This window comes from Streptomyces iakyrus (assembly GCF_000717055.1).
Taxonomy (GTDB): Bacteria; Actinomycetota; Actinomycetes; order Streptomycetales; family Streptomycetaceae; genus Streptomyces; species Streptomyces iakyrus.
The window spans coordinates 161363-173651 of record NZ_JNXI01000015.1; the positions used below are offsets into that span (position 1 = coordinate 161363).

A 12289-nucleotide genomic window follows, 5' to 3' on the forward strand; every position below is an offset into this window, starting at 1 on the left:
CGCCGCTTCAGGGAGGTAGGGTCGTAGGCGGTCGGGGACATCCCAAACAGAGCTCGCCGGCACTTCATGGCCGGCGTACCAACGAGGAGATCGGTTCGTGACGATCCGCGTAGGCATCAACGGCTTCGGCCGCATCGGTCGTAACTACTTCCGCGCGCTCCTGGAGCAGGGTGCAGACATCGAGATCGTGGCTGTCAACGACCTGGGCGACACCGCGACCACGGCTCACCTGCTGAAGTACGACACGATCCTGGGCCGCCTCAAGCAGGAGGTCTCGCACACCGAGGACACCATCACGGTCGGCGACAAGACCATCAAGGTCCTGGCCGAGCGCAACCCCGCCGACATCCCGTGGGGCGAGCTGGGCGTCGACATCGTCATCGAGTCGACCGGCATCTTCACCAAGAAGGCCGACGCAGAGAAGCACATCGCGGGCGGCGCCAAGAAGGTCCTCATCTCGGCTCCGGCCAAGGACGAGGACGTCACCATCGTGATGGGCGTCAACCAGGACAAGTACGACGCGGCCAACCACCACGTCATCTCCAACGCCTCCTGCACCACCAACTGTGTGGCGCCGATGGCCAAGGTCCTCGACGAGAACTTCGGCATCGTCAAGGGCCTGATGACGACGGTGCACGCGTACACCAACGACCAGCGCATCCTGGACTTCCCGCACAAGGACCTGCGCCGCGCGCGTGCCGCCGCTGAGAACATCATCCCGACCACCACGGGTGCCGCCAAGGCCACCGCGCTGGTCCTGCCGCAGCTCAAGGGCAAGCTGGACGGCATCGCCATGCGTGTCCCGGTCCCGACCGGCTCGGTCACCGACCTGGTCCTGGAGCTCGGGCGCGAGGTCACCAAGGAAGAAGTCAACGCCGCCTTCCAGAAGGCCGCGGAGGGCGAGCTCAAGGGCATCCTCGAGTACACCGAGGACCCGATCGTCTCCTCCGACATCGTGAACGCCCCGGCGTCCTGCACCTTCGACTCCTCCCTGACCATGGTCCAGGAAGGCAAGAACGTGAAGGTCATCGGCTGGTACGACAACGAGTGGGGCTACTCCAACCGTCTCGTCGACCTCACGGTCTTCGTCGGTAACCAGCTCTGATCGAATAGACAGGCACCACGGTGTGAGAGCAGGGCTCGGGCGGCGCGAGGACGCGCCGTCCGAGCCCTGACTCACGTACAGATCAGAGCTGTTCGATCACGAGCGCTTCCGAGCGATCACGAGCTCTTTCAGGAGTCCCCTTCATGAAGACGATCGACGAACTCCTCTCCGAGGGAGTGGCGGGCAAGCGGGTCTTCGTCCGCGCCGACCTGAACGTGCCGCTGGACGGCACGCGCATCACCGACGACGGCCGCATCCGCGCCGTGCTGCCCACGGTCAAGGCCCTCGCCGACGCGGGCGCCCGGGTCGTCGTCGCCTCCCACCTGGGCCGCCCCAAGGGCGCCCCGGACCCGGCCTTCTCCCTCGCCCCGGCCGCCGCGCGCCTCGGGGAACTGCTCGGGGCGGACGTCGCCTTCGCCGCCGACACGGTCGGCGAGTCCGCCCGGACCGCCGTCGCCGGCCTCGCCGACGGCCAGGTCGCGGTCGTGGAGAACCTGCGCTTCAACGCCGGCGAGACCAGCAAGGACGACGCCGAGCGCGGAGCCTTCGCCGACCGGCTCGCCGCTCTCGCGGACGTCTACGTCGGGGACGGCTTCGGCGCGGTGCACCGCAAGCACGCCTCGGTCTTCGACCTCCCGGCCCGCCTGCCGCACTACGCCGGACACCTCATCGCCACCGAGGTCGGCGTCCTGAAGAAGCTCACCGACGACGTCAAGCGGCCCTACGCCGTCGTCCTGGGCGGCGCCAAGGTGTCCGACAAGCTCGCGGTCATCGACCAGCTGCTCGGCAAGGCCGACCGCCTGCTCATCGGCGGCGGGATGGTCTTCACCTTCCTCAAGGCCAAGGGGCACGAGATCGGCTCGTCCCTGGTCCAGGAGGACCAGCTCCCGGTCGTCCGGGAGTACATCGAGCGCGCAGAGAAGAACGGCGTCGAGCTGGTCCTGCCGGTGGACGTCGTGGTCGCGCCGGAGTTCCCGGACCTCAAGACCAAGGCCCCGGGCCGGCCCAGCACGGTGGCCGCGGACGCCATGCCGGCCGGCCAGATGGGCCTGGACATCGGCCCCGAGTCCCGCAAGCTGTACGCCTCGAAGATCGCCGACGCCGCCACCGTCTTCTGGAACGGCCCCATGGGCGTCTTCGAACACCCCGATTTCGCCGAGGGCACCAAGGCGGTCGCCCAGGCCCTCCTCGACTCCCAGGCCTTCACCGTGGTCGGTGGTGGCGACTCCGCCGCCGCCGTCCGCATCCTGGGCTTCGATGAGAACGCATTCGGCCACATCTCGACCGGTGGCGGCGCCTCCCTCGAATACCTCGAGGGCAAGACGCTCCCCGGCCTCGCCGCACTGGAGGACTGACCCCATATGAGCACGCGCACGCCGCTGATGGCGGGCAACTGGAAGATGAACCTCAACCACCTTGAGGCCATCGCGCACGTCCAGAAGCTCGCCTTCGCCCTGGCCGACAAGGACTACGAGGCCGTCGAGGTCGCCGTCCTGCCGCCCTTCACCGACCTGCGCTCCGTGCAGACCCTGGTCGACGGCGACAAGCTCAAGATCAAGTACGGCGCCCAGGACATCTCGGCGCACGACAGCGGTGCCTTCACCGGCGAGATCTCCGGCCCCATGCTGGCCAAGCTGAAGTGCACGTACGTCGCCATCGGCCACAGCGAGCGCCGCCAGTACCACGCCGAGACCGACGAGCTGGTCAACGCCAAGGTCAAGGCCGCCTACAAGCACGGTCTGACCCCGATCCTGTGCGTCGGTGAGGAGCTGGAGGTCCGCGAGGCGGGCAACCACGTCTCCCACACCCTCGCCCAGGTCGAGGGCGGTCTGAAGGACCTCCCCGCCGAGCAGGCCGAGACCGTCGTGATCGCCTACGAGCCCGTCTGGGCCATCGGCACCGGCAAGGTCTGCGGCGCCGAGGACGCGCAGGAGGTCTGCGCGGCGATCCGCGGCAAGATCGCCGAGCTGTACTCGCAGGACCTGGCCGACAAGGTCCGCATCCAGTACGGCGGCTCGGTCAAGGCCGGCAACGTCGCGGAGATCATGGCCCAGGCCGACATCGACGGCGCCCTGGTCGGTGGCGCCTCGCTGGACGCCGACGAGTTCGTCAAGATCGTGCGCTTCCGCGACCAGTGAGTATGTCTTAGCGGCGATCCGTCGTACCCTTGCGGGGTCCAGCGCTGTGCTGGGCCCCGCGTCGTCATCCGAATCCGAGGAAGTTGGTCCAGCCGTGGTTTTGGGGTTCTCGATCGCCCTGATCGTCTTCAGCCTGCTGCTGATGCTGCTGGTGCTGATGCACAAGGGGAAGGGCGGCGGCCTCTCCGACATGTTCGGCGGCGGCATGCAGTCCTCCGTCGGCGGCTCCTCGGTCGCCGAGCGCAACCTCGACCGGATCACCGTCGTGATCGGTCTGCTGTGGTTCGCGTGCATTGTCGTGCTCGGCATTCTGATGAAGGTGAACAACTGACCGAGCCGCAATCCACACGGAACCCGTACGTAAGGCCCCATGTTCGGTACGCGCAGCAGAGCGCGGCCTATCATGGGGCTTGCGTCTAGGTGTGAGGGTTGTAACTCCAATCACTGGACGCGCGTTGGGCCTTACGTAGACTGAGGCGCTCGCAGCGAAGCGGAACGCCGACTCGCTTCGCGGCACCATCACGCAGGGAGTTACGACCGTGGCAAGTGGCAACGCGATCCGGGGAAGCCGGGTCGGGGCGGGGCCGATGGGCGAGGCCGAGCGCGGCGAGTCCGCGCCGCGGCTGCGCATCTCCTTCTGGTGCTCCAACGGACACGAGACCCAGCCGAGCTTCGCCAGCGACGCGCAGGTGCCCGATACCTGGGACTGCCCCCGCTGCGGCTTTCCGGCAGGCCAGGACCGGGACAACCCCCCGGCCCCGCCGCGCACCGAGCCCTACAAGACGCACCTGGCGTATGTGCGTGAGCGGCGCAGCGACGCCGACGGCGAGGCCATCCTCGCCGAGGCGCTCGCCAAACTGCGGGGCGAAATCTAGAAGTCGGGACCGGCCGGGCACCAGCAGGTGCCCGGCCGGAGTTGCCTCCCCGCCTGCACCGCCGACCGATTGTCAGTGGTGCCCTCTACGGTTTGTACATCGGGCGAACCAGGAGGGGGAGCGGTGGCGACGGTCGAGGTGGGGAGCAGCGCTCCGCCCGCATGGCGCGGAGGCTTCGGACGGCTGTGGAGTGCCGCCGTGCTGTCCAGCTTCGGCGACGCGTTGCGGACGGCCGCACTGCCCCTGCTGGCCGTCACCCTGACCGACGATCCGCTGCTCATCGCCTCCGTCACGGCCTGCGGGTATCTGCCCTGGATCGTCTTCGGCCTGCTCGGCGGGGCCGTCGCCGACCGCGTGGACCGGCGGCGGGCCATGTGGACGGTGGACGCGTTACGCGGGCTGCTGGTCGCCGCTTTCGCGGTCGCCGTCGCGCTCGGACACGCCTCGATCGGTCTGCTGATCGTGCTGGCCTTCGCACTGACCACCCTCCAGACCCTCTTCGACAACGCCGCGACCGCGCTGCTGCCCGCCCTGGTCGACCGGGACGGGCTGGGCAGCGCCAACGCCCGGCTGATGACCGGCCAGCGCGTCGCCGGCGGTCTGCTGGGCGGGCCGGTCGTGCCGCTGCTGCTGGCGACAGGGGCGGCGGTGCCGTTCGCGGCGGACGCTGTGACCTTCCTGGTGGCCGCCGCGCTGATCGCCACGCTCCCGGCCCCCGCGCCGGGCCGCGAGCCGAGGCCGGCGGGCAGCACACTGCGCCGGGAGATCGCCGAGGGCCTGCGCGTCCTGACCCGCGACAAGGTCCTGCGCGCACTGTGCACCGCCACTGCCCTGTGCAACATCGGCATGGGCGCCCTCGTCGCCACCCTCGTGATCCTGGTGACCGGCTGGCTCGACGCGGGCAACACCGGATACGCGGTGGCGACGACCGCCTACACGGCCGGCAGCCTGGCCGGGGGAGCGGCCGGCGGCCGGCTCGTCGCCCGCTTCGGACGCATGCGCCTGGTCCTCGTCGCCGGGACGGCGCAGACCGCCGCCCTCCTCGTCATGGGTTCGGTGCGCAGCACGGTCGCGCTGGTGGCCGCCCTGGCCGTCTTCGGGTTCATGGGGATGGTGTGGAACGTCAACACCGTGACGCTGATGCAGGAGCGCAGCCCCGCCGAGCTGCTGGGCCGGGTGAGCTCAGCCTTCCGGACGCTCGCGGTCGCGGGCACACCCGTGGGCGCGCTGCTGGGCGGAGCCGTCGCCGCCGCCTGGGGGGAGAACACCCCGGCATTGCTGGCGGCCGCCTTCTTCGTCCTGTCCGTCACCGCGCTGATACCCGCGCGCCGGTCGGACGTACCTGTTGTTGCGCCGGACGACGGCGCGACGACAGGCCACGGCAACCGCTGATCAATTAGGTTGGACCGGCAGCGGGGCAGGTACGCGGCAGCACAGGCAGGCAAGGAAGAAGGCTGAAGTCCGAGATGAACGCAGACGGCCGTACCAGGCTGAACCAGACGCCCGAGTGGACGGCACTGGCCAAGCACCGCGAGGAGCTGGGGGACATCCGGCTGCGCGAGCTGTTCGCCGCCGAGCCCGGCCGCGGCAGCGCGTACACCCTCCGGGTGGGAGACCTGTACGTCGACTACTCCAAGCACCTCGTCACCGACGACACCCTGCGGCTGCTGCGTGAACTGGCCGCCGCCACCGATGTCTTCGGGCTCCGGGACGCCATGTTCCGCGGCGAGAAGATCAACACCACCGAGGACCGGGCCGTGCTGCACACCGCGCTGCGCGCCCCGCGGGACGCCGTGATCGAGGCCGACGGCGAGAACGTCGTCCCGGGCGTGCACGCCGTGCTCGACAAGATGGCCGCCTTCGCGGACCGGGTGCGCTCCGGCGAGTGGACCGGCCACACCGGAACGCCACGTCCGCGCGCTCCTGGCTGCTGGACGCGCTCGGTGGGGGAGACGCCGCCGTCGCCCGGCACTTCGTGGCACTGTCGACGAACGCCGAGAAGGTCGCCGAGTTCGGCATCGACACGGCCAACATGTTCGAGTTCTGGGACTGGGTCGGCGGCCGCTACTCGTACGACTCCGCGATCGGCCTCGCCCTGATGATCGCGATCGGCCCGGACCGCTTCCGGGAGATGCTCGACGGCTTCCGCATCGTCGACGAGCACTTCCGGACGGCGCCCGCCGAGTCCAACGTGCCGCTGCTGCTGGGCCTGCTGGGCATCTGGTACGGCAACTTCCACGACGCCCAGTCGCACGCGGTGCTGCCCTACAGCCACTACCTGTCCAAGTTCACCGCCTACCTCCCCAGGGCACGAAGCTCATCCCGGCGGACTTCATCGGCTTCGCCCGGCCGGTCGCCGAGCTGAGCGAGCAGCTGAAGGCGCAGCACGACCTGCTGATGGCCAACTTCTTCGCCCAGACGCAGGCGCTGGCCTTCGGCAAGACGCCCGAGGAGGTGCGGGCCGAGGGCGTGCCCGAGGAGCTGGTGCCGCACAAGACGTTCCGGGGCAACCACCCGACGACCACGATCCTCGCGCCCGAGCTGACCCCGTCGGTCCTCGGCCAGCTGGTCGCCCTCTACGAGCACAAGGTGTTCGTGCAGGGCGCGGTGTGGAACATCGACTCCTTCGACCAGTGGGGCGTCGAGCTCGGCAAGGTCCTCGCCAAGCGCGTCGAGCCCGCCCTGACCGAGGGCGCCCCGCCGTGCACCGCTGTCTGCCACCGCTGCTCGCCGTGGTGACCAGCTGGCTGATGGCCGTCCCGGACCTCGTCACCGGTGATCTGCACGGGCTCAGCCTCACCTCGGGCATCATCTTCATCCTGGGCGCGCCCTTGACGGTCACCGCCATCGCGCTGCTGGAGATGCGGCGGCTGAAGCGGCGGTACGGCATCCGGCTGAAGGCCCATCCGGCGACGCAGGCACCGGCATCCGGGCCGGTCCCGCCGATGCCCGCGGGGCTGCCCCCGGCGGGTGCGCCGTATCTGCCGCCGCAAGGGAACCCGTACGGCCGCCCCCACGTGCCGGGCGGGCAGCACCCGTACGCCGCGCACCCCCAGCCGCCGTACAACCCGCAGCACCCCTACGGCGGCTGACCGGCGGCGAGGTCAGGCCACCGCGCTCAGCGTGTCCGCGAGGCGTCGCCGTGCCGCCCGGGCCGCGGGGACGGCTGCCAGCGCGGCGGCGCACAGGACCGCCGCCGCCCCGAGCGGCACCACGAGGACGGCGGAGGGGCCCTGGGCGATGCCCGCGCCGATGCCGCTGGAGCGGCCCTGGGCATCGATCAGCCAGTGGGCGAGCGGCAGGCCCAGGGCGGTGGCGGCGAGGACGGCCGCCAGGGCCGTGAGGCCGGTGGCCGTGACAGTGATCGCCGTGATCTGCCGGGGGGACAGGCCGATGGCCTTCAGGGCCAGCAGGTCCCGTTCGCTCTCGCGGACGGTCCCGCCGATCGCGGTCAGCAGCTCGATGAGCCCGATGAGGGCGAGCACGGCGATCAGTCCGGCCACGACCGCGCGCAGCGGGGACAGCCCGTCCGCCGGGTTGGCCACGGTGTGCACGTCCAGGTGGCCGTCCCCGGCGGCGGTGAGCCGGTCGGCGACCTCACGCGGGTCGGCGCCGGGGGCGAGGCGGAGTTCGTAGAGGGTCGGGCGGAGCCCCGGGTCGTTCTCGCGGAGGGTGTCCAGGGACGTGGAGATGACACGGCCGGCGTTCTCCGGCTCGATGCTGCGGCCCACGATGTGCAGGATCAGCGGCTGGTCGCCGACGGTCATCCGGACCCAGTCGCCGACCCGCGCGTCCAGCAGATCGAGCAGCCCCTGCCCGGCGACGGCCTCGTCGGAGCCGCGGGCGGGGCGGCCCTCGGCGAGGGTGTGCGGGTAGGGGTCCTGGTGGGTGCCCAGGCCGCGCAGCGCGATGGTCGCCGTCTGGCTCGGACCCAGGGCGGCCGTCTCGACGCCCGGGTAGCCGGCGGCCACCCCCGGGTCGCGTTCCAGCAGTGAGCGGATCTGCTGCTCGCTGCGCCCGGCGTCGGCGCGGACGCTGAGCGCGGTGGGCAGCCCGACCCGCTCTGGCTCGCTGTGGAAGCGGTCGATGGTGGTCCAGGCGCTCATCGCGACGACGATCAGCAGCAGCGGCAGCGTGAGACGGGCGACGGTGGCCAGGGAGCGGGGGCGGCGGGTGAACGCCGTGTGCCAGCCCAGCACCAGCGCGGGCGGAATCCGCACGCCCAGGGCCCGGCGCGCCACGCCGGACAGCCGTCCGCCGGAGGTCGCGGCGGGCCGCGGCAGCGGTACCGGCGGCACACGTCCGGCCCGCCAGGCGGCGAGGCCGGTGGTCGCGCCGATGAACAGCACCGCGCCGACCGGCACCACGATCAGCGCCACGGTGTGCCCTGGCAGCCCCTGCCACACACCGACCGCGTCCCCGAGCCGCCCGGGGATCCGGCTGCCCAGGGCCTCGGCGAGCCCGGCGGCGGCCAGGGCGCCGAGGAGCGCGTAGGCGAGGTGCTGGAGCAGGAAGATCCGGACGACCTGGCCGGGAGTGAAACCGATGGCCTTCAGGACGGAGAGGTCGCGCAGGTGCCCGCGGATACGGGTGCCGATCGCCCCGTGCACGGCGAGCCCGGCCGCGACCAGGGCGCCCAGACCGAACAGCCCCAGCACCTGGCCGAGCAGCCGGTTGTCGCCCTGCGCCTCGGCCCGGGCCTGCTGCCAGGTGGACACCTCGCCGATCGCCCCGGAGCCCAGCACCGTCACGGCGCGCTGGACGATGTAGGACGTGTCGCCCGGGTCCGTCAGCCGCAGCCCGATCACCTGGCCGCCGGGGTCCGGTACGGCCGACGGCAGTGCCCACACCAGGCCGGGCTGCTCACCGGGCCGGTAGCGCGGCTCGGCGCTCTCGGCGAGGCCCACCACGGTCAGCTCGCGGGCGGTGCCGGGCACGGTGAGGGTGTCGCCGGGCTCGGCCAGCAGGGCCCGCGCCAGACGGCTCTCCAGGACCACGCCGTTCGGGGCCGAAGGGTCGAGCCAGTGGCCGGATACGATCGGCGGGCGGCCGACCGAGGGCCGCTCCGGGGTGCCGCGCAGTTCGACGGAGGCACGGCTGCCGCGCGAGGAAACGGTGACGGCGGCGGTGGGGTAGGGGCCGGCGACGGTGTCCACGCCGTCCAGACCGGCCAGCTTCCCGGTGTCGGCCGCATGGTCGGTGTGCAGCCACACATGGGCGCCGTGCGACTGCGTGAAGACCCGCTGCCAGGGGTTGGTCGCGTAGCCGAACAGGGCCGTGGCCAGCAGCAGGGAGGCGACGATGCCCGCGGTGGCGAGGACGAGGAACAGCGCCTCGCCGCGGTGCGTGCGCAGATCGGAGTGGGCCCAGCGCAGGGTGGCTCGCACGGGCCTCAGTCCCTCGGCTCGCGGGCCGCACGGCCGTCGTGGACGGGCAGGTCCGCACCGTCGTCGTGGACGTCGCGCATGTCAGTCCTTGAGCTCCAGCACACCGGATATCCCGGAGCGGCGCGGCGGGGTGGTGCCGCCGTCGAGTTCCGCGTCGTCGGCGATGCGGCCGTCGAAGAAGCTGATCACCCGGTCCGCGGCGCTGGCCAGCCGGGCGTCATGGGTGACCAGCACGATCGTCTGGCCGCGCTGGTGGAAGCGGGACAGCAGCCGCATCACCTCGCGGGTGCCCTTGCTGTCGAGACTGCCCGCCGGCTCGTCGGCCAGCAGCAGCGGCGGATGGTTGACCAGGGCCCGGGCCAGGGCGACGCGCTGCTGCTCACCGCCGGACAGCTCGCCCGGCATGCTGCGCCCCTTGCCCGTCAGGCCCAGCTCGGCCAGCAGCGCCTCCCGCTCGGCGCGCGCCTGCTTCGGCGAGGTGCCCGCGAGCAGGGCGGGCAGTTCCACGTTGTCGGCGACGGACAGGTTCGAGACGAGGTTGAAGAACTGGAAGACGATCCCGATCCGCTTGCGGCGCTCCACGGCCCAGCGGGCCTCGCCGTAGGTGTCGGTGCACTCGCCGTCGAGCCAGATACTGCCCGCGTCCGGCCGCTGGAGGCCTCCGAGCAGATGCAGCAGCGTCGACTTGCCGGCGCCGGACGGGCCGGTGATCGCCACGAACTCGCCGGGGCGGACGCACAGGTCGACGCCGCGCACGGCATGGGCGGGCGCGCCCTCGCCGTGGTGGGTCTTCACCAGCCCCTCGGCGCGCAGCACAGGAGCGGGACGGTCGTCGCTCACTCCAGCTCCTCCAGCTCTTCCTGGCACCGTTCCAGCCAGTCGAGGTCGGCCTGCAGGTGCAGCATCGCGCCCTCGATCAGCAGGTGGGCGATGCGGTTGTCGCGGTCTTCGGCGGCGGCCAGCTTCGACAGCTGCCGCATGGTGTTCAGGTACTGGCGGCGCTGCTGGTTGATCAGGGAGATCTGCTCGGCGAGGCCGGTCTGCGGAGCGAGCGCCAGTTTCATGAAGAACTCGTCCCGTACCCGCGGCTCGTCCTCGGGCTCCTCGAACCAGGCGCGCAGCGCCTCCCGCCCGGCGTCGGTGAGGTGGTAGACCTTTTTGTTGGGCCGGCTGGACTGCGCCACGTCCTCGCCCTCGATCAGTCCCGACTTCTCGAGGCGGCCGAGGGTCACATAAATCTGGCCGACGTTCGGCTGAGGGTACGCGGAGCCCAGCAGTTGCTCAAGGTCCTGCTTGAGCTCGTAGCCGTGGGCGGGTCCGCGGGCGAGGAGGGCCAGGAGGGGCAGGCGCACGCGTGCAGTCCTCCTGTCCGGTCCAATGTGCTCCAGGCCCTAGTATCGCCCATACCTAACAGGTATACATGGCCTCTGTTCCGGGCAAGGGTGCCCAGCGCCGGTGTACAGGGAGGAACCTATGCGGTGGATCCATGCCGCGGGTAGGGGCCTTCTCGTTCTCGTCGTGGTCCTGACAGGCTACGTCGCCGCCGGAGCGCAGGCGGGCGAGCCCCCCGAGGGGGGTCGCGGCCCCCTCACCCTGGCCACCGCCGGAGACCTCACCGGCTACCTCGGCCCCCTGCTGGAGGGCTGGAATCGCACCCATCCCGGCGAGAAGGTCACCCTCGTCGAACTGCCGGACTCGGCCGACGAGACCCAGGCCCAGATGGTCACCGACCTGCGCGACGGCGACCGCAGCCGGTTCGACGTGCTCAACATCGACGTCAACTGGACCCCGGAGTTCGCCGCGGCGGGCTGGATCAGACCCCTGCCCCGGGACCGCTTCCCACTGAAGACCTTCCTCCAGCCGGTCGTGGACACGGCAACCTATGACGGGCGGCTCTACGCCGTCCCGTACGTCACCAACGCCGGCCTGCTCCTGTACCGCAAGGACGTCCTCGCCGTGGAGGGCGTCGCGCCGCCGCGCAGCTGGGCGGAGCTGGAGCGGTACGCGAAGACCATCGCCCCGAAGCACGGCCTGGACGGCTACGCCGGACAGTTCCTGCCGTACGAGGGCCTCACCGTCAACGCGGCCGAGGCCGTCTACTCGGCGGGCGGGTCGATCCTGGGCGACGAGGGCGAACGCGTCACCGTCGACTCGGCGGCCGCCCGCGAGGGCATCGGATTCCTGGCACGCGGGGTGCGCGAGGGCTGGATCCCCAGGGAAGCGCTGACCTACAAGGAAGAAGAGTCCAAACAGGCCTTCCAGGACGGCCGGCTGCTCTTCCTGCGGAACTGGCCGTACGCCTACGTCGGTGCCTCCGCCCCCGGTTCGAAGGTCGCCGGGAAGATCGGTGCCGTCCCCCTGCCCGGGCCCGACGGGCCGGGAACCAGCGTCCTGGGCGGCTCCAACCTGGCCGTCAGCGCCCACGCACGGCACCCCGACTCGGCGGCCCGCCTGATCGCGTACCTCACCAGTGAGCCCGTCCAGCGCCAGGTCCTCACCCGTGGCGCGCTGCCGCCCGTACGGGCCGATCTCTACCAGGACCCCGCGCTCATCCGCAGGTTCCCCTACCTGCCGACGCTGCGGACGAGTGTGCTGGCGGCCGAGCCGCGCCCCAAGAGCCCGCGCTACGACCAGGTCAGCCTCGTCGTGCAGGCGGTCGTGCACGACGCGATGGCCGGACACCAGGCGCCCGCGGCGGCGGTCCGGCGGCTGGCGCGAGAGCTCGCGGCCGTCTCGCACCGCTGACTCCGCTCAGCCGACCCCCCCTACTTACTTGTTAGGTAA

At 71.3% G+C, this 12289-nt stretch carries 11 protein-coding genes and 1 pseudogene; 9 read left to right on the forward strand and 3 right to left on the reverse strand.

From position 1 onward, the window contains the following. Nucleotides 1–97 precede the first annotated feature (97 nt). From gap to OO68_RS23805, 8 genes and pseudogenes are all read left to right on the forward strand, one after another. Nucleotides 98–1105 carry a type I glyceraldehyde-3-phosphate dehydrogenase gene (gene gap, locus OO68_RS23770; RefSeq protein ID WP_033310742.1) on the forward strand — a complete coding sequence of 336 codons (1008 nt, stop codon included), beginning with the start codon at nt 98–100 and terminating at the stop codon, nt 1103–1105. Between the two features lie 143 nt (nt 1106–1248). Then, nucleotides 1249–2460 carry a phosphoglycerate kinase gene (locus OO68_RS23775; protein ID WP_033310743.1) on the forward strand — a complete coding sequence of 404 codons (1212 nt, stop codon included), beginning with the start codon at nt 1249–1251 and terminating at the stop codon, nt 2458–2460. A gap of 6 nt (nt 2461–2466) precedes the next feature. After that, the gene (gene tpiA, locus OO68_RS23780) at nt 2467–3243 is read left to right on the forward strand and encodes a triose-phosphate isomerase (protein ID WP_033310745.1); all 777 of its coding nucleotides are present in this window, start codon (nt 2467–2469) and stop codon (nt 3241–3243) included. Between the two features lie 94 nt (nt 3244–3337). Then, nucleotides 3338–3574, forward strand: coding sequence for a preprotein translocase subunit SecG (gene secG, locus OO68_RS23785; RefSeq protein ID WP_094052663.1), 237 nt, complete (start codon nt 3338–3340; stop codon nt 3572–3574). Nucleotides 3575–3782: 208 nt separating this feature from the next. Further along, the gene (locus OO68_RS23790; RefSeq protein ID WP_010352468.1) at nt 3783–4118 is read left to right on the forward strand and encodes an RNA polymerase-binding protein RbpA; all 336 of its coding nucleotides are present in this window, start codon (nt 3783–3785) and stop codon (nt 4116–4118) included. Nucleotides 4119–4241: 123 nt separating this feature from the next. After that, nucleotides 4242–5510, forward strand: a complete 1269-nt coding sequence (locus OO68_RS23795) for an MFS transporter (protein WP_033310750.1) — start codon at nt 4242–4244, stop codon at nt 5508–5510. A gap of 74 nt (nt 5511–5584) precedes the next feature. Beyond that, nucleotides 5585–6815 (forward strand): annotated as a pseudogene (locus OO68_RS42405) (glucose-6-phosphate isomerase); the annotation flags it as partial. A 5-nt stretch (nt 6816–6820) separates the two neighbouring features. Beyond that, nucleotides 6821–7210 carry a hypothetical protein gene (locus tag OO68_RS23805; protein WP_439332895.1) on the forward strand — a complete coding sequence of 130 codons (390 nt, stop codon included), beginning with the start codon at nt 6821–6823 and terminating at the stop codon, nt 7208–7210. Between the two features lie 12 nt (nt 7211–7222). Here OO68_RS23805 and OO68_RS23810 read toward each other — a convergent pair whose 3' ends face one another. The 3 genes from OO68_RS23810 to OO68_RS23820 all read right to left on the reverse strand — a co-directional run bounded on the left by OO68_RS23810 (nt 7223) and on the right by OO68_RS23820 (nt 10857). Next, nucleotides 7223–9505 carry an FtsX-like permease family protein gene (locus OO68_RS23810; RefSeq protein ID WP_033310752.1) on the reverse strand — a complete coding sequence of 761 codons (2283 nt, stop codon included), beginning with the start codon at nt 9503–9505 and terminating at the stop codon, nt 7223–7225. An 81-nt stretch (nt 9506–9586) separates the two neighbouring features. Further along, nucleotides 9587–10345, reverse strand: a complete 759-nt coding sequence (locus OO68_RS23815) for an ABC transporter ATP-binding protein (protein WP_033310754.1) — start codon at nt 10343–10345, stop codon at nt 9587–9589. Beyond that, nucleotides 10342–10857: a PadR family transcriptional regulator gene (locus OO68_RS23820; protein ID WP_033310756.1), complete on the reverse strand. Its 516-nt coding sequence runs from the start codon at nt 10855–10857 to the stop codon at nt 10342–10344. The genes OO68_RS23815 and OO68_RS23820 overlap by 4 nt, the downstream gene beginning before the upstream one ends. 121 nt (nt 10858–10978) lie before the next feature. Here OO68_RS23820 and OO68_RS23825 point away from each other — a divergent pair, with 121 nt between their 5' ends. After that, entirely contained in the window at nt 10979–12250 is a 1272-nt protein-coding gene (locus OO68_RS23825; protein ID WP_033310758.1) for an ABC transporter substrate-binding protein, read from the forward strand. The last annotated feature ends 39 nt before the right edge of the window (nt 12251–12289 follow it).